The sequence below is a fragment of the Aquimarina sp. AWH4_224 genome (assembly GCF_056160245.1).
In genome coordinates, this window is sequence record NZ_JBSWWU010000005.1 from 89,610 (window position 1) to 108,163 (window position 18,554).

Below are 18,554 nucleotides of genomic sequence, written 5' to 3' on the forward strand. Positions count from 1 at the left end.
GGCTATGTTACGTGTAAAACTGGATGTATATCATCCAAAATTCAACATTAAGCCAACTATACTTTTCTATAATGAATATGCGATCTAAAAGATTATTTGCATATAGTTATACAAGTATGACATCAAAATTATTTTATTTTTTTTAAGAAAAATTCACTGTTTTCAGGGTGATTTGATGAAGTGAAGTAAATTCACTGAAAACAGTTAGTTTTAGGCGGGAATTGTAAAGAAGAATGTACTACCCACACCTACTTCAGAATGCAACCAAATCTTGCCTCCGTGAGATTCTACAATTTTTTTACAATGGGCTAAACCAATTCCTGTACCTTGGTATTCTTCTCGGGAATGTAGTCGTTGAAAAATGGCAAAAATCCGTTCTTTATGTTCTTCAGGTATTCCTATTCCATTGTCTTGTACAGAAAACTTCCAGAAATCCTTTTGCCCTTCACTAAGATCTGTAATTTTTGCGCATTCAATTTTTATCTCCGGAGTGGTTTGGCTATCTCTAAACTTTATACCATTACTTATTAAGTTTTGTAACAGTAATCTAAATTCAATCTCAGACCCTGTTAAAATGGGTAGTTTATCGGCTACAACTTTTGCTCCCGATGTTTTTATTCTAGTTCCTAAGTCTTCTTTTAGTTCTTCAAAAATTTTGTTGCAATCTATCTCTACATAATCCCTATTTCTGCCCAGGCGCGAATACTCTAACAGCGCATCGATCAGTTTCTTCATACGTACACTTGCATCTTTGATGAAGAATAAACTTTCTTTCCCAACATCGTCAAAACTTTCTCCATAATCTTCGGCAATAAGGCCTATAAAACTCGAGATAGTATTTAAGGGTTCCTGTAAATCATGACTGGCGATATAAGCAAACTGTTCCAGTTCCTTATTTTTGGCTTCCAACTCCAGGGATTGTTCGTAAATAGCCAGGTTTTTGGCTTGTAATTCTTTATTGAATCGTTTCTTGGCAAGGTATCCTCTGTAAATAATCAAACCAGCTATTACAAAAAGCGCAACCAAACTTATTAAAAGTATGTTGATTTTCTTTTGCGTATCAATCTCAGAAGTCTGCTCCTCTAGGATCTTATTCTGATCCTCTATTTGTCTTTTTTGTTCTTCGAGTACTTTATTTTGCTCTAGAATCTCTTGATGACTATTATTGATTTGTTTTTCCTGATTCTGAATGTAATCAATTTGATCCTGAATATTTTTTTCTAGTTCTTCTTCTATCAATACCTTTTCTTCGAATTTCTTTTGCTGTATTTGGCTTTCGGTATACAGATCCCTAATCGCCCTGTTTTGAGTACTTATTTCACGTTTTTTACTATCTAACTCATCAAGTTGATTACTAATCTTATCTTTTTGACTCTGAATCTCTCGATCCTTATTCTCTAATTGGGATGCTTTTTCTTTGTTCTCTTCCTGAACTTCGGTTAGAGATTTTTCGGTTTTCTTGTAGAGACGTTTCCATTTTTCTGAAGAAGTAATCGCATGTTGTCGTAGACTGGGGGCAACCGTAAAATCTTCATTTTGGATTCTACTAAGATTGATTTCATACTCAAACGAATCCCCCACATTGACCATATTGATCATAGAAGCGTTGAAGTTGTAATCTTCGGTAACCAAAAGTATATCCTTATCTCTAATCTTACTTAGGATGTAATAGATCTCGTAATTGTATTTATTATTTACATAAAGTAGATGGATCCCCTTAATATCCTTTACCTGCTGAAATCGAACAATTTCGACAGGTTTATTAAAAATCTTACGTTTCTGTGCCAGTGCACTCAAATCAATGGTGGTTCTGTCGGGCCCAAGAACACCAATCTTAAAGCTATCTTGATCTTCGAGGTTTGGCCAACCGACCTGCTGTGCAAAATTGAAAACGAAAATAGCGCGTTGCAGACGCTTCACTTCTTCGTTACCTAACTCCTGAGCCAAGGATTTTGAAAAGAAAAAAAAGCACAAGCAGAGCCCGATCAAAAGACTCCCTATACTTTCTCTACTTCTAAGTGATATTTGCATCATAGCCTTAATAAAACTCTAGCAAAATAATTAGCTCCATTCACACCAAATTGTTGTACTCTTCTACTATAAATAAAATTTCCATCATCTGTATTTGCAGAATGCGTATGCTTATCAGGAAAAACATTAAAGATATTATTTCCTCCAATAGTACATCGAACATAATCATTTATTTGATAGGAAATCGTGGCATCCGTAACTAATTTTGGAGAAAAAGTTTGATCCCTGGTTTCTATATTTCCAGTAAACTCGTTTAACACCCAATTCGCCTGATCTCCATCATTGGGATGGATAAATTTTACTTCTCCAAATAGTGTATTGACCAATTGGAACCGAAATTTATCTATTTCATAAGATAGTAGCGAATTTACTTTATATCTGGGTTGCCCATACTCTACCCGAGCAATCTCTTCTCTATTAAAAAGCACCTCTTCTTGACCCACTAATGCAGGCGAAACTTTGATAGGTCCTTTGACTTGTGTTCTGGTAATATTGGCTCCCAAAGATGCATTAAACTCACCTTCCGCCAATGGTGTTTTATAAAACAACACTGCATCTGCACCGGTTGTTTTAGAATCTATTGCATTGGTAAAAAACTGGGCAGCACCTACATCAAATGGTTCTAAAATCGCTTCATAACCTTCAGCAAACCTACCAGACAATACAATTCTATCATCAATATCTATCTGATAGTAATCTACACTAAAAGTAAAATCATCACTGAACTTACCACTGATACCTGCACTGAAATGACTTGATAATTCTGGTTTTAGATTTCCTATTTGAAATGCTTCCGTAACAATTGCACTTTCATTATTAAACGTTCCTACCTGAAGGCTTTCCCCGTTAATAAATTGCGTACTTATATTCTGGAAATACACTTGATGTAATGATGGAGCTCTAAATCCTGTAGAAAATCCTGCTCTAACACTAATATCATCATTGATTCTATATCTACCAGATAACTTCCCGATCAACTGTTCTCCAAAATCATTATAAGATTCATATCGCAATGCACCCCGCACCAACAATTGATCTGTTAGATTCGCCTCGACATCCAAATATCCAGAGGTATTGGTTCTAAATCTGTTTAACTCGCTTTCTGGAGGAAACCCGGGAAAGACCTGTGCTCCTGCTACTCTGGGTACTTCTTCTCCTAAGTCATTAAAGAAAGTACTACCTCCATCGATATAAGAAGCTTCTTCTCCAGCAACTATTTGGTAGTTTTCTACACGTAACTCCGCTCCAAAGGCTATGTTTACACCACTTAACCAATCAAAAGTTCGGGAAATATCTAAGTTTGTCGTGTTTTGCTTATAGATAAAACCACCCGCATAAAAAGTTCTGGGAGAAGCAATTCCTAAGGATGCATTATTAGAGTTATTTACGGTATAATCTAATCTATTGATCCCAATAGAATGACTAAAATCGACGTCCCATTCATTTTTTACCCCTCGGATACCACCTGTAACTGCATCATCCTGAATGTCTGTCAAAATCTCCGGAGAAAAACCATTGGGAAACAATTCCAACACTACTCTTTCCTCATCTTTGGGAAAACGGTAAAAACCTTTGGATCGTCCTTCGCGATAGTTTCTACCTCCATGCATATAGAAGGTAGCCTTATCCGACATTTTGATCTCCCCATTAAAGGATAGCGTTAGATTTTGAGTCTCTGCACTACCAATCTCCATCACTCTTCTTCCGGAATATCCTGTTTGTCCGAAAAAATTATTTTGTTCAATCAATACATTATCAATAGCAGGATCATCATTATACACGGTTCCCGTATAGTCTCCTGCTCTATTTACCGATTCTCGATCTCGATACTCTGCAGTAACATTAATATAACCTTCATCTCCTATTTTCAATCCAAAATTTGCAGAAGAATACACACTTAGTCCATCTCCTTCGGTAGTGATTCCGGCTCTATTATCCACCTGAATAATTTCTGTCTGTTTTTTAAGGATGATATTGATCACCCCTGCAATAGCATCTGACCCGTATTGTGATGTAGCCCCATCCCGCAATACTTCTATTCGTTCTATAGACGCTATGGGAATTGCGTTGAAATCAGTTCCTACAGAGCCTCTCCCGATAGTTCCATTAACATTCAATAAAGAACTACTATGTCTTCTTTTCCCATTGACTAAAACAAGTACCTGATCTGGTCCCAATCCTCTCAAAGTAGCAGGATCAATATGATCTGTTCCATCGGCTATTGTTTGGTGCGTAGAATGAAAAGACGGAATTAAATAATGTAAAATATGACTTAATTCTATTTGTGACGAATTGCTCAATTGTTGAGGAGAAATGATATCTACAGCTGCCGTATTTTGTAATAGAGAAGTTGGTTTGGCCCGAGATCCCAAAGAAATAGGTTGATCCATAGAAAATCCAGTTTCTAATACAAAGTCAACCACTGCTGTATCCCCTACCTTCACCACTACAGATTTGGATACTGTCGTATACATCACAAAACCCGCGCTAACTACGTATTCTCCTTCTTCTACATTAAACGAATAATTACCATTTACATCGGTGGTGATACTCTTTTCGGTTCCTTCAATTGTAATTCGTGCTCCGGGTAAATTACCAAACTGATCTGAGACATTACCCGATATAACTGCTCTAGATTGAGCATGTATTTCACCTAACCCAAAACACACGAAAAACACCAAAAGATATAGCGAATATCTTTTCTTTAACATAGGATTAGAATTAAAAACAATGAAGTTTGAATATTTATTGATTTCGAATTTGATAATTTGCGTGTTAGGGGTAAATAAAACTAATACATGAAGATAAAAATTGCAAATATTTTTGAGAATATCAACCCTTGTATTTACAAAACTCTGTTATTTTCTGAAGAATTGGATTCGATATCTATATCGTCAAAATATTGATTGATTATTTTGCCTACAGTAATCTTGGAAAGCATCTTCTCGCTAAACTCTTTGATTTCAGGTATGCTATTGGCTTTTATTAACTCTTCTTTACTCAAAGCAGCTCCGATCATCAAAACAATTACTGTTATTTTATTCTTCTTATCTAATTTTTGATATTCAGAAAGAAACTCCCAACCATCCATAACGGGCATATTAATATCTAAAAAAATAAGTTCGGGATGTATCGAATTGGACTGTATCAACTTCAACGCTTCCTCTCCATTTTGGACCGTAACCACTTCTTCAGCGCAATTCAACTTTTCAATAATTGTTTTATTAAAAAAATTGGTTGCCTTGCTGTCATCGACCAGAAGAACTTGTTTCAATTTTCCCATCATCAAAAATGATTTCTCAATACACTATCTAATAAATCTGGAGATAAAGGCTTATTTATGAAGTCTTCTACATTGTGATTTTTGGCAGATGCCAGCACGTCATCAGGATTAGAGGAAGTAGACAGAAGGATTACCTTGATCCCTTCGGTGAAACTATGATCTAACTTTTCAAATTCAACCAAAAACTCCCATCCGTTCATGGCAGGCATATTGATATCTAGAAAAATAAGATCTGGTTTTGTAGCCTCATCTTTTTCGACGGCAGATAAATATTCTAGAGCAGCCAAACCACTTTGAACTGTGTTTACTTGATCAAAACCATTGTGTCTGGTAACTACTCGCTCGTTAAAAAAATTAGTAGCCTTATCATCGTCTACTAACAAAACGCAATTAACAGATTTACCCATAAAACTTTCCAATTACGCTCAAAGGAAAAAAACTTATTCCAATTTTCCATCATAAAACTAAATTTTGTGAGATAGTTTTCGTCTAAACCATTGATTTTTACGATTAAATGAACGAGAACAAATCACACTTCATGAAATTAAAGCCATAACCATGGTAACAAAATAAAGACATAATCGTCTCATTTTGATAAACCTTTAACACAAGGTAATAGGAAAATAAACGTAATTTTGGAATAAACGAGATTCTTACTAGAGAATTTTTGTAAGGGATATATGATAGAAAAGTTGAAAAATATATGTAAGGTCAATGTACTAAAGTATGATTGCTATGATCGTATCGTAGATGTACCAGTTAATGATTGGAATGCAGTTAACAAAAAAAACAACACCTTTTTATCCTTGGCATATCTTCAAACACTTGAAGACACACTTTTAGAAAATATAAAGTTTAGGTATATTGTATTTTACGAAGGTACTACGCCCGTAGGGATAGCTGCAGCGCAGTTGATAAAATTCAATTCAGCCGAATTGAAATTTCAAGAATTTCCATGTAAGATTAACGAAGCCATAAAAAATACTTTATTCAAAAATTTGGAAGTAAAGGTGTTAGTTTGCGGGAATCTATTTTCTTGCGGAGAACATGGTTTTGTATATGACTCCGACAAGATTACAGCAAAACAAGCTTTTGAAAGTTTATCAGATGCGTTAAGAGAAATAAGAAAATCTGAAAACACAGAAAAGCCTTCGTTTATTTTGCTTAAAGAGTTTTGGCCACAATCGTTTGCCGAGAGTGATTATATTAAAGAACATGATTTTAGGGAATTCAAAATTGATGTGAACATGGTAGTTCATATAGAAGATAGTTGGAACACATTTGACGATTATCTATCCAGTATGCGTACCAAATTCAGAACCCGGGCAAAAAAGGTGTTCAAAAAATCTGAGAACATTGTTATCCGGGATTTTGGTAGTGAAGATATTGAACAATTTCAAGAAGAAATCGATCGACTCTATTTATCGGTAATCGAAAAGGCGGATTTCAAGATTGGAAAATTAAACGCATCCACCTTTAAGCAACTAAAGCAGAACCTAAAAGATGCATTTATTTTTAGAGGGTATTTTCTGAATGAAAAGTTAGTTGGATTCACTTCCTCATTTGTGCTCGGAAATGTACTTGATGCCAATCATATAGGCATTGACTACAGGTACAACAAGGAGCACGACATCTATCAAAAAATGTTATATGATTATGTGGATTTGGCAATAAAAAACAAGGCAAAGGAACTTCGATTGGGAAGAACGGCAGAGATCATCAAAAGTTGTGTTGGCGCAAAGCCGGTGGAGATGAAATTATATGTTAGACATGGAAACTCCATTTCCAACACCTTACTTAAACCTTTGGTAGAGTTAATTTCTCCTAGTGAGTACGAAATCCGTAATCCTTTTAAACAACTTCTATTAGATTAACCCAACTATGGATTCTTTAACTCAAATTGTATTGGGCGCAGCTGTTGGTGAAGCAACACTGGGTAAAAAAGTAGGGAACAAAGCCATGTTTTGGGGAGCTGTTGCAGGAACTATTCCGGATTTGGATGTGATCGCAAACTTCTTTGTGGATAATGTGACTGCTAATGAATTACATCGCAGATTCTCTCATTCTATTCTTTTCAGTATCCTAATGGCACCTATTTTTGGGTGGATCATTGCTAAACTATACAAAAACAAAGAAGCCGATTGGAAAGATTGGAGTAAACTCATGTTCTGGGGATTGTTTACCCATCCTATCTTAGATGCGTTTACCACCTGGGGCACACAGCTCTTTTGGCCTTTTGATTATAAGGTTGCCTTCAATAATATCTTTGTTGCTGATCCCTTATATACTGTCCCTTTTTTAATCTGTGTGATCATAGCGATGTTCTACAAAAGAACACATCCCAAACGAAAAAGATATAATAATTTGGGGCTATACCTAAGTAGTTTCTATATGCTCACTACCCTTGTGCTTCAACAAAATGCCAGGGCTAATTTTTCGAATAGTCTGCAAAATCAACATATTCAGTATAACGAAATTCAAACACGTCCTACCCCACTCAACACCATCTTATGGACGGCTAATATTGAAACTCAGGATTCGTTTTTGATAGGCTATCATTCATTATTGGATGAAGATGATATTATTGATTTTTCAGAATTCCCAAAGAACCATCATCTACTTGGTGAAATGAAAAACGATCCTCTTATCCCAAGATTGATCAAACTTTCTGAAGGTTGGTATACTATTGAAAAAAAGGATAACAAGACCTACTTCAACGATCTGCGATTTGGAACCTTGGGTATTGGTGATCAAGCAGAGCGTTTTGTTTTTAGTTATGAACTCTATTATGATGAAGAAGGGAACTTGCAGGCAAAAGAACGAGCTCGTGAAGTTGAAGAAGCCTCTCCATTATTAAGTAAACTATGGGATAGAGTCCTTGGAAATAAATCATAAAAAAAGCCTGAAAAATTCAGGCTTATATTTTTATGTTGGATATGTTTTAAGCAAACTGGCAAATAACACCACCCATAATAGCCAAACATACTGTCCAATAGCCGACGTTCACCGCAATGTATTTAAAACCTTTTCTTTCAAACATTGCATTAGTTCCTAAAACTGGTAATACAAAGAACAGTCCTACAATTACACCATGCAGCACTCCATGTCCAAAACTTCTGTGATTTTGTCCATAGTTCTCCATATAGGTTTGTGAGAATTTATGGGTTTCGGAACCTATCTCATTCCATGTAGGGTCTGCCATAAGACTAGAGAAAAAACTATATTGATGTATTACCATTCCTGAAAGTATTGACGCCAGAAAAAAACTAAATACATAACTAAGGATAAAAATAAGAGCCATATTTCCTCCTTTCAAATCTTCTTCGGTAAATCCGCATGCGTTCATCCATGCTGTTCCGAATACTTTGGGATTATACCATATAAATCCTAAAACCATGGGGATCAGAGCCGCTAAAGCGGTAATCAGAAAATTAAATTCCATATTGATTAGTATTAAATGTTGTTACTCAAATATAAGTAAAACTAATTTGTACCCATTTTACCAAACCAGGTATAGCAATCTGATAGAGAACAAAATAAGAATAACACCAGTGGCTCTAAAAAAAATTGTAAGTCTTTTGAGCGAAATAAACCGCTTAACTTTTTTGGACAAGAAAACTTTTAATAAATCTGTAGTTAAAATCCCCAACAGAATAAAAGTCATAAACAATAGTAAAGAATAATCCTCTGGATATTTATGCTTTCCATAGTTAAAAGCACTAATCCAAACGGCAAAAACGAAAGGATTGAAGAAATTAACACTAAATCCTTTTAAGAAGAAAGCTCTAAGATTCATTGAGCTAGCTGTCATTTCAGACGTAATCTCTGCTTTCTTTAACAAATAGCTTATCCCCAACATTAGAATAATAATACTTCCTACAACTCCTATCCAGAATTGATTCTTTTCAATATTAATAATCGAAGAAAGGCCATAATAACAAAATGCAACGCAGATGATATCACTTACTATGATCCCCAAAGCAACTGCTACCCCCGCCTTTACTCCCGACTGAAGACTACTATTAAGCAACAAGAAGAAAACAGGACCTATAAAGATCACCATTCCCAAACCGATTACGTAACCTTCTAGAATTGACATGAGTTATAAAATCACAATTTACAATCTGTAAATATAAATATTAAAGTCTTTCTTTTTCAAAATTCAGTAAGTCAAGAAATTAGAAGTAAGATCAACTATCCTTCAAGACATGATAATCCTCATAAAAAGACCATTGTTTTTTGAATACATTGATAGCATGAAAAATACAATAGCTGAAAGAGTTTTCGATTTTTTAAAGGATTTTCCGCCTTTTGATTTTCTTGAAAGGAAAGATTTGGAAATTATATCGAGAAATGTAACCATACGATATATCCCAAAGGATGGAAATGTTTTTACCACCGACGAGGAAGTCCACGATCATTTTTATGTAGTAAAAGATGGCGCTATTGGTATTTTTAGAGATAAAGATAAGGCCTTGGTAGATCAATGTGATGAAGGTGATATTTTTGGACTTCGCGCACTCATACGGAAGGGGAATTACATATTGAATGCAGAGGCAATAGAAGAAAGCATCATTTATTGTATTTCTTCAAAACTTCTTGAAAACAACATTACCATCAATGCAAAGGCCAATAAATATTTATTAGCGAGCTTTGTCTCCAATATTAGGAATCCTTATGCTCATGAGAACAGTGATTTTCTGGAAAATCAGGTAGAGAACATTCAGCAGAGCAAAACATATTTTACCGAACTTCATTCTGTGTCATATTCCAAAGATCCGGTGACCTGTTTACCAAATGCGACTATAAAATTAGCGGCCCAGGTGATGAGTTCCAAAAAGATTGGTTCTATTGTTATAACTGATGCTGAAAAACCTTTAGGTATTGTAACGGATAAAGATTTACGAACTAAGGTCGCTACTGGAGCTTTTTCTATTGATGACAATGTTGATCAAATTATGTCTTCGCCTGTCATTGCATTTGCTAAAGACATCACCGTAGCAGAAGCTCAAATCGCAATGTTACGACACAAAATTTCGCATTTATGCATCACAGAAGATGGTACAGCTAATTCTAAGCTTCTTGGCATCTTATCAGAGCATGATATCGTGGTTTTACAAAGCAATACTCCTACCGTACTCATCAAAGCTATAGAGCGCAGTAGTACCGATCAAGAACTAAAGCACATCCGTCAAAATATACAAGAATTACTTCTTGGATACATGCAACAACAGATTTCTATTGCCTTCATTTTAAAGATCATTGCTGTCTTAAACAAAACTGTTATAGAAAAAGCAGTTTTACTTTCTTTAGCAGAAATGCAATCTCCCCCTCCTGCTCAATTTGCATTCCTAGCATTAGGAAGTCAAGGTAGAAATGAGCAACTATTGCTTACCGATCAGGACAACGCATTAATTTTTAAGGACGTTCCCGAAGAAAAGTATACCGAAACCAAAAACTATTTCCTCACTCTTGCTCAAAAAATAAATGATAAACTTAACGTAATAGGCTTTGAGTATTGTCCAGCACAAATGATGGCTAATAATCCGCAATGGTGTTTGTCGGTATCTCAATGGAAACAACAGTTTCACAATTGGATTACAACTCCCGACAAGGATCAAATTATGTTATGCACCATTTTTTTTGATTATGATTTTGTTTATGGAGATAATTCATTGGTCAAAGAACTTTCTGAAAGTATTTTCGAATCTATTAAAAACTATAATATTTTTCTGAATTTCCTGGGGTTAGACGCATTAAAAAACCCTCCCCCACTAAGTTTTTTTAGACAATTTCTCGTGGAGTCCAGCGGAGAACACAAGGATCAATTTGACATTAAGTCCAGAGCAATCATGCCTTTGGTGGATGCCGCTCGATTACTGGTCTTATCTTATAATTTTAAAGAGCATAACAACACCGTACTCAGATACCAAAAGCTTGCGCAAATAGAGCCTCAAAATAAGACTTTGTATCTATCTTGTATCACTGCTTTTCAAGTATTGACAAAATTTAGAACTCTTCATGGTCTTCAGCAAAATACTTCTGGACGATTTATTGATTTGAAATCAATCACCAAAGAAGATAAACTAAAACTAAAACGATGTTTTACGGCCATAAAAGAAATACAACAACTCATACAAGTGCGATTTAATCTATCTCAAATATTATAATCATGTTTTCTTGGACCAAGAAAAAATCTTTACCCGATTTCTGGATGAACTATGCCAATCATTTTCGCACGAAAAAGAAACTTGATTTGCGGACTACACGATTTGTAATTTTTGATACCGAAACAACAGGACTGCACATCAAAAATGATCGCATTTTATCTATTGGAGCAATTGGTGTTACTTCGCAAATCATGAATGTTGGTGACACCCTAGAACTATATGTAAAACAAGATGTTTACAATTCAAAAACAGCAGAAATTCATGGGATTCTAAAAGAAGGAACTACGACAAAGGTGGAAGAAAAACAAGCTATAGTGCTTTTTTTAGAGTTTATTGAAGACGCTATTTTGGTTGCTCATCATGCTGCTTTTGACATCAGTATGATTAACACCTCCCTGAAAAGACTAGGTTTACCCAAGTTAAAAAACAAAGTATTGGACACAGGTGATTTATTCAAAAAAACTACGATATGTCCAGATAAAAACAAACATTATTCTCTTGACGAATTGAGTTCCATTTTTAATATTAAAAAACAAGATAGACATACTGCTGCAGGAGATGCTTATATTACCGGAATCCTATTTTTAAAAATCGTATCTCATTTGATCCAAAAAAGGCGTTTTTTTATCAAAGACCTATTCTTTAGGTCTAATCGAAAGGGTTTATTATGATATCCATAATAAATTGAGAATAATTTTGCATTCGTTCTAAGAAATGGTTCTTTTAAATACCTATATTTAACGCCGAAAAAGAAACCTTATATGAGCGATACTTATAAAGTTAAGGTGAACCAAACCCACGAGTTCGAGTTTACCAAAAAAGACATCGATGCAACCGATGCCTTGTCTTCTACAGAAAACAAATTTCATGTAATTGACAATCACACTTCTTATCATACCGAAGTTATTGGATCTGATTTTAATCGTAAAACATATACGGTTAGAGTAAATCATACCGATTACCAGGTAAACATTGCAGATGCTTTGGATATGCAAATAGCAGCAATGGGATTCTCTTTAGGATCTTCAAAACAGGTAAATGCTATCAAAGCACCAATGCCAGGTTTGTTACTGGACATCCACGTTGAACCTGGACAAGAAGTGAAAGAAGATGATCCTCTTTTAATTTTGGAAGCCATGAAAATGGAAAACGTGATTCTTTCTCCTAGAGAAGGTACTATCAAATCTATTGCTATTCAAAAAGGAGATGCTGTAGATAAAGGACAATTATTAGTTGAATTCGAATAAATTTATGAAAAAAATACTAGTTGCAAATAGAGGTGAAATCGCTTTACGAGTGATGAAAACCGCCAAAAAAATGGGGATCAAAACCGTAGCTGTTTACTCTACAGTAGATAGAAACGCTCCTCATGTGAGATTTGCAGATCAAGCGGTATGTGTTGGTGAAGCTCCGTCTAACCAATCATACTTATTAGGATCTAAAATTATTGAAGTTGCCAAAGAACTTAATGTAGACGCCATACACCCAGGTTATGGGTTCTTGAGTGAAAATGCAGATTTTGCCGAAGAAGTTGAAAAGAATGGGCTGATCTTTATTGGACCAAAATCTAAAGCCATACAGGTGATGGGAAGTAAGCTTGCTGCCAAAGAAGCGGTAAAAGCATACGATATCCCAATGGTACCTGGTATTGAAGAAGCCATAACCGATGTTGAAAAAGCAAAAGCTATTGCCAAAGATATTGGGTTTCCTATCCTGATCAAAGCGTCTGCCGGAGGTGGAGGAAAAGGAATGCGCGTTGTAGAAAAAGAAGAAGATCTGGAATCTCAAATGGAGCGAGCTATTAGTGAAGCGACATCTGCATTTGGAGATGGTTCGGTTTTTATCGAAAAATACGTAGGATCTCCTCGACATATAGAAATACAAGTAATGGCAGATAGCCACGGTAATGTTATTCACTTATTCGAAAGAGAATGTAGTGTACAGCGCCGTCACCAAAAAGTGGTAGAAGAAGCTCCATCTGCAGTACTTAGTCCAGAGCTAAGAACCCAAATGGGAGAAGCGGCTGTACGTGTCGCCAAAGCTTGTGATTATCTAGGTGCCGGAACTGTAGAGTTTTTATTAGATGAAAATCATAACTTCTATTTCCTGGAAATGAATACTCGTCTTCAGGTAGAGCATCCGGTAACCGAGTTGATCTCTGGTGTTGACTTGGTAGAGTTACAGATTAAAGTTGCTCGTGGAGAACAGCTTCCTATTACTCAAGAAGATCTAACTATTACAGGACATGCACTAGAGTTGAGAGTGTATGCCGAAGATCCGCTAAACGACTTTTTACCGAGCGTCGGGCATTTGGATGTATATCAAATTCCTGAAGGAGAAGGTATCCGAGTGGATAACGGTTTTGAAGAAGGTATGGATATTCCTATCTACTATGATCCTATGCTGGCAAAATTGATCACCTATGGAAATACCCGAGAAGAAGCCATACAATTGATGATTAAGGCTATTGATGAATACAAAGTAGAAGGTGTACAAACCACTCTTCCTTTTGGAAAGTTTGTTTGCCAACACGAAGCTTTTACTTCTGGTAACTTCGACACCCACTTTGTAAAAAAATACTATTCGGCAGACAAGATTGAAGCTGCGACAGCACAAGAAGCTAAAATTGCGGCTATTATAGCCATGAAACAATATATTAAAGACCAAAAAACGTTACGTATCCCAACGCATTAATTTATGGACGACAAGATTAAAACATTACAAGAAAAAGTTGCTCTAGCAAAACTAGGTGGAGGTGAACAGCGTATCGAAAAGCAACATGCAAAGAAAAAGCTAACCGCTAGAGAACGTATAGCCTATTTATTGGACGAAGGATCTTTTGAAGAGATCGGCATTCTGGTTACCCATAGAACCACAGACTTCGGAATGGAGAAAGAAATCTATTATGGAGACGGTGTGGTGACTGGATACGGAACCGTAAACGGTAGATTGGTTTATGTTTTTGCACAGGATTTTACCGTTTTTGGTGGAGCTTTGTCTGAAACTCATGCTGAAAAAATATGTAAGATCATGGATCTTGCTGTAAAAGTAGGAGCTCCTATGATTGGCTTAAATGATTCTGGTGGAGCAAGAATTCAGGAAGGAGTACGATCTCTGGGTGGTTATGCAGATATATTTTATCGCAATGTACAAGCGTCTGGAGTGATTCCACAGATCTCTGCCATTATGGGACCTTGTGCAGGTGGTGCCGTATATTCCCCTGCCATGACAGACTTTACAATGATGGTAGAAGACACCAGTTATATGTTTGTAACCGGACCGAATGTGGTAAAAACGGTGACCAATGAAGAGGTTACTTCTGAAGAACTTGGGGGAGCAAGCACACACTCCACCAAATCGGGAGTAGCGCACGTGACTTCTGCCAACGATATCGAATGTCTGGAAGATGTAAAGAAGCTTTTAAGTTACCTCCCACAGAGTAATGCTGAATTTCCAGAAGCACTACCTTTTACACTGGGAGAAGAGATTCGCGAGGAGTTGAGTACGATTGTACCTGACAACCCGAACAAGCCTTATGACATGCATGATGTCATTCAAGGAATTATTGATGAAGATTCATTTTATGAAATCCACAAGGATTATGCTGAAAATATCATTGTTGGTTTTGCACGTCTTGGTGGAAAAAGCATAGGAATTATAGCTAACCAACCCTTATTCCTTGCAGGAGTATTGGATGTAAACAGTTCGAAAAAAGCAGCTAGATTTACTCGTTTTTGTGACTGTTTCAATATCCCTCTTTTGGTATTGGAAGATGTTCCTGGATTCTTGCCAGGTACAGATCAGGAATGGAATGGAATTATCGTTCATGGAGCCAAGTTGCTATATGCACTTAGCGAAGCTACAGTTCCAAGAGTTACCGTAATCACCAGAAAAGCATATGGTGGTGCTTATGATGTGATGAACTCAAAGCATATTGGTGCTGACCTTAACTTTGCCTGGCCAACCGCAGAGATTGCGGTAATGGGTGCCAAAGGTGCCAGTGAAATTATTTTCAGAAAAGAAATCCAAGCGGCAGATGACCCTGAGGCTAAATTGGCAGAAAAAGAAGCAGAATATGCAGATAAATTTGCCAATCCTTATCGAGCAGCACAACGCGGATTTATTGACGAAGTTATTCTACCAAAAGATACACGTAGAAAGTTAATCAAAGCGTTTAGTATGCTTGAGAACAAAGAGGTAGATCAACCCAAAAGAAAACATGGGAATATTCCTTTGTAATTCTATAAATATTAAATAAAGATTATTTAGAACTTTATCACCATATCAAATCGGGGATAGCTTTAGTACAAGTTATCCCCGATTTTAGTATCCGTTCTATTCTACACGTTCTCCTACACTCCACACATTTGTAGCTGCAACATTTGCAACGTATTCTTCAAAACGTATGGGTTTTCTTCCCAATACTTTTTCAATATCATTAGTGATTTCAGCATTTTTTGGATTACCTAATACTTCGGTAAACAAATATTCTATCAACCACACAAAATCTTCTGGTAAATTGGCTTTACGCATTCCATCTCCATATTCCTGAACGGTAATCGGAACAAAAGTTATCGGGCGATTAATCGTTTTGGAAATCATAGCAATCGCCTCTTTAAAAGTAAGTGTTTCAGATCCGGTAAGTTGATAAATATTTCCATTGTGAACATTATCCAAAAGTGCTTTTACGGCTACTTCAGCGATATCATCTGCATCTACAAAAGGAATTTTAACTTCAGCTTGTGGTAGTGCAACAAACCCGTCTAAAATAGGCTCTAATATAAAGTTCTCACTAAAATTTTGATTGAACCAGCTCGCTCTAACAATGGTATAATCTAATCCAGAATGGATAACCACTTGCTCACACAACTCTGCCTCTCGTTCTCCTTTACCTGACAAAAGCACCAATTTTTTCACGGATGCTTTTTTAGCTTCACTAACCAATTGTTCTATCGCTTTTAATGCTCCAGGCACGGCCAAATCAGGCTGATAAGTAATATACACCTTTTCAATTCCTTGTAATGCCTGCGCCCAATTATCAGGTTGATGCCAATCAAAAGAAGGATTTGCCGACCGAGAGCCTATGCGTACATTGTGACCTAACTCTTCTAACAGGCTTACTATTCTTCGTCCTGTTTTTCCGGTTCCTCCGATAACTAAAATGTTTTCTGTTTTCATTTTTTTTTGTTTTTAATTATTACTGTTTATGAAATAAAATACCTGTGAGCAATAGGGCAAATGCCGTAAAAGAGCTCACGGTTCGAATCATATGCCATCGATTCCATGGTTTTTCGAAAGCTGTTCGTAAATCTGTTAACTGATTTGTTGAAGCTTGATGTAAAATGGTTTTGTCAAGCATTTCGTTTAGGGGTACGTTCTTAAATATGGTAACCAAGCCTACTCCTGCAAAAAACAATAAGGCTGCCATAAGAAAAGACCAAAATGTGTTTGAATTTATGTTTCTATGGAGATAGACATTCAAAAAAAGAAGTAACGAAGGAGCAAAAAAGACCAATAAAAAACTTGGGTTGATAATGGCTCTGTTCATAGCTTGAAAGGATTGCAAAAATGCAAGATTATCCAATCGACCAATACCAGGGGTTATCGCATTGGACCAGGTAAAGCAAAGACCAGCTGTTAATCCAACGCCTAAAATACTTAAGAGTAATACTATAGATTTGAATGTGATGTCCATAAGAATAGTTTTTGCTGTTATTGAATTAGATGTTTTTATAATTGATTACGGTTGAATTTTCTCCAGTGATTGACCTAAATATTCCTTCCACTTTGGGAGTAGTAATAACTTGTAAATTACCCTGACTAAAAGATTGATCGGTAGTACCGCTTTCAACCTCAACCAAAGAAGGCATGAGTAAGGTGATGGTTCCTAGAAAATATTTGAGTACGGCTATCATCGTTTACAGTTTTTGTGATTCGATGAAGCAAAATTCTGAAGAAAGTGTTGGGATTATTTATCCCAAAAGAAGTATGATTTGTTCCAAAAGTGAATTACTTGATTTGACTTGGTCTATACCCAAATTTTTTGGCAAAAGCATTAGAGAAAGAACTTAAGCTATCATATCCTACCTGCCAAGCAGCTTCCTGCACAGTAGCTTTTTTGTCATTGATTAGTTTATGAGCAGCATCTAATCGTTCATTTTGAAGATATTTAAAGACTGGAACTCCAAAGACTGCCTTGAACTCTTTTTTAAGTTTGGTAGTATTGATCCCAATTTGCTTAGATAATTCGGTAAGTGTAGGTGGATTCTCTAGGTCAGAACGTAAAATATCTCTTACCTGATTTAATTTATCCCGATGATTGGGTTTTGCTTCTTTATCCTTTAGTAAAGCCAGCTGACCAAAAAAATGAGAAAGTAAAGCGGTGATCTGACTTCGATAAAACATCATTTTTGTTTTACCCGTATAGGTATTCGTAAAAAAAGCATCTACGATACGTTCCATTTCTGGAGTCATAAAAAAGCTTGGTCCTTCGACATAATGATCTTTAGGCTGAACCAATTCCTGAAGAAGCTCGGTAAAAATTTCACCTTCTTGATTTGGTAAATTTTCGAGATGACGTAATGCTGTGGCAACCACGATGCATTCTAAATTTTTGTTAGCCGAAACCGTATGTTTAAATTCTACGAATTTATCTGCATAGAATGAAAGTGCCAACCCTTTGGTATACACAAAATCCTTTTGGTTTTCTTTATAAGTAACGGATAGATCAACGTTACCAGATCCATAAAACGCAACCGCAATTACAGGTTCGTCAAAATAGCACGCATCTACTGTAGTAACCTTAGACCTCGCTTCTTCTAACAAAATGACAAAATCGTTGATATGAATAAAATCCCTGTTCATATAATTGTTGGATCACCATTGGTGGTTTCGGTTGTTGAATTTCAATAGTACCGAGTTCCCTTTTGTTATAAAGGTAATTAAAATCGAAATATATAAAACAGAACATTCTACTAAAACCTAATCCATTTTATTTTCCACCGACACCTTAATCACTGAAAAACAAATAATTAAACCTAAAAATCTAGCTGTAAACAATTATTTTGTAA

At 36.0% G+C, this 18,554-nt stretch carries 17 protein-coding genes; 7 read left to right on the forward strand and 10 right to left on the reverse strand.

Annotated elements, in window-relative coordinates; all coding sequences use genetic code 11:
• Window positions 1-210: 210 nt before the first annotated feature.
• From ACXAGJ_RS11360 to ACXAGJ_RS11375, 4 genes are all read right to left on the reverse strand, one after another.
• Window positions 211-2,034, reverse strand: a complete 1,824-nt coding sequence (locus ACXAGJ_RS11360) for a YfiR/HmsC family protein (RefSeq protein ID WP_474839916.1) — start codon at window positions 2,032-2,034, stop codon at window positions 211-213.
• The gene (locus ACXAGJ_RS11365) at window positions 2,031-4,742 is read right to left on the reverse strand and encodes a TonB-dependent receptor (RefSeq protein WP_474839918.1); all 2,712 of its coding nucleotides are present in this window, start codon (window positions 4,740-4,742) and stop codon (window positions 2,031-2,033) included. The genes ACXAGJ_RS11360 and ACXAGJ_RS11365 overlap by 4 nt, the downstream gene beginning before the upstream one ends.
• Before the next feature lie 134 nt (window positions 4,743-4,876).
• A complete protein-coding gene (locus ACXAGJ_RS11370) occupies window positions 4,877-5,317 on the reverse strand; it encodes a response regulator (protein ID WP_474839920.1) in 441 nt (146 codons plus the stop codon).
• Window positions 5,317-5,721 (reverse strand): response regulator, encoded by a 405-nt coding sequence (locus ACXAGJ_RS11375; RefSeq protein WP_474839922.1) that lies wholly within the window; start codon window positions 5,719-5,721, stop codon window positions 5,317-5,319. Before ACXAGJ_RS11375 ends, ACXAGJ_RS11370 begins: the two co-directional genes overlap by 1 nt.
• A 285-nt stretch (window positions 5,722-6,006) precedes the next feature.
• On the opposite strand from ACXAGJ_RS11375, the gene ACXAGJ_RS11380 reads away from it, so the two are divergent.
• Both ACXAGJ_RS11380 and ACXAGJ_RS11385 read left to right on the forward strand, forming a co-directional pair.
• Complete coding sequence (locus ACXAGJ_RS11380; protein WP_474839924.1) at window positions 6,007-7,188, forward strand: hypothetical protein; 1,182 nt, start codon at window positions 6,007-6,009, stop codon at window positions 7,186-7,188.
• 7 nt (window positions 7,189-7,195) lie between these two features.
• Window positions 7,196-8,209 (forward strand): metal-dependent hydrolase, encoded by a 1,014-nt coding sequence (locus tag ACXAGJ_RS11385; RefSeq protein WP_474839926.1) that lies wholly within the window; start codon window positions 7,196-7,198, stop codon window positions 8,207-8,209.
• A 46-nt stretch (window positions 8,210-8,255) separates the two neighbouring features.
• On the opposite strand, the gene ACXAGJ_RS11390 is transcribed toward ACXAGJ_RS11385, so the two are convergent.
• Window positions 8,256-8,756, reverse strand: coding sequence for a DUF1761 domain-containing protein (locus ACXAGJ_RS11390; protein WP_474839928.1), 501 nt, complete (start codon window positions 8,754-8,756; stop codon window positions 8,256-8,258).
• Window positions 8,757-8,813: 57 nt separating this feature from the next.
• A complete protein-coding gene (locus tag ACXAGJ_RS11395; protein ID WP_474839930.1) occupies window positions 8,814-9,413 on the reverse strand; it encodes a LysE family translocator in 600 nt (199 codons plus the stop codon).
• A 157-nt stretch (window positions 9,414-9,570) separates the two neighbouring features.
• Between ACXAGJ_RS11395 and ACXAGJ_RS11400 the strand changes: the two genes are divergently transcribed.
• The 5 genes from ACXAGJ_RS11400 to ACXAGJ_RS11420 all read left to right on the forward strand — a co-directional run bounded on the left by ACXAGJ_RS11400 (window position 9,571) and on the right by ACXAGJ_RS11420 (window position 15,723).
• On the forward strand, window positions 9,571-11,484 hold the full coding sequence (locus tag ACXAGJ_RS11400) for a DUF294 nucleotidyltransferase-like domain-containing protein (protein WP_474839932.1): 1,914 nt from the start codon (window positions 9,571-9,573) through the stop codon (window positions 11,482-11,484).
• Between the two features lie 2 nt (window positions 11,485-11,486).
• Complete coding sequence (locus ACXAGJ_RS11405) at window positions 11,487-12,155, forward strand: 3'-5' exonuclease (RefSeq protein WP_474839934.1); 669 nt, start codon at window positions 11,487-11,489, stop codon at window positions 12,153-12,155.
• A 90-nt stretch (window positions 12,156-12,245) separates the two neighbouring features.
• Window positions 12,246-12,731, forward strand: a complete 486-nt coding sequence (locus ACXAGJ_RS11410) for an acyl-CoA carboxylase biotin carboxyl carrier protein subunit (protein WP_474839936.1) — start codon at window positions 12,246-12,248, stop codon at window positions 12,729-12,731.
• Between the two features lie 4 nt (window positions 12,732-12,735).
• Window positions 12,736-14,178, forward strand: coding sequence for an acetyl-CoA carboxylase biotin carboxylase subunit (accC, locus tag ACXAGJ_RS11415; protein WP_474839938.1), 1,443 nt, complete (start codon window positions 12,736-12,738; stop codon window positions 14,176-14,178).
• A gap of 3 nt (window positions 14,179-14,181) precedes the next feature.
• Complete coding sequence (locus tag ACXAGJ_RS11420; protein ID WP_474839940.1) at window positions 14,182-15,723, forward strand: acyl-CoA carboxylase subunit beta; 1,542 nt, start codon at window positions 14,182-14,184, stop codon at window positions 15,721-15,723.
• Window positions 15,724-15,819: 96 nt separating this feature from the next.
• Here ACXAGJ_RS11420 and ACXAGJ_RS11425 read toward each other — a convergent pair whose 3' ends face one another.
• The 4 genes from ACXAGJ_RS11425 to ACXAGJ_RS11440 form a co-directional block, all read right to left on the reverse strand.
• Window positions 15,820-16,662, reverse strand: coding sequence for an NmrA family NAD(P)-binding protein (locus ACXAGJ_RS11425; RefSeq protein ID WP_474839942.1), 843 nt, complete (start codon window positions 16,660-16,662; stop codon window positions 15,820-15,822).
• 19 nt (window positions 16,663-16,681) lie between these two features.
• Window positions 16,682-17,179: an anthrone oxygenase family protein gene (locus tag ACXAGJ_RS11430; protein ID WP_474839944.1), complete on the reverse strand. Its 498-nt coding sequence runs from the start codon at window positions 17,177-17,179 to the stop codon at window positions 16,682-16,684.
• A 25-nt stretch (window positions 17,180-17,204) separates the two neighbouring features.
• Entirely contained in the window at window positions 17,205-17,399 is a 195-nt protein-coding gene (locus ACXAGJ_RS11435) for a hypothetical protein (RefSeq protein WP_474839946.1), read from the reverse strand.
• A gap of 94 nt (window positions 17,400-17,493) precedes the next feature.
• Entirely contained in the window at window positions 17,494-18,348 is an 855-nt protein-coding gene (locus tag ACXAGJ_RS11440; protein ID WP_474839948.1) for a helix-turn-helix domain-containing protein, read from the reverse strand.
• Between the last annotated feature and the right edge of the window lie 206 nt (window positions 18,349-18,554).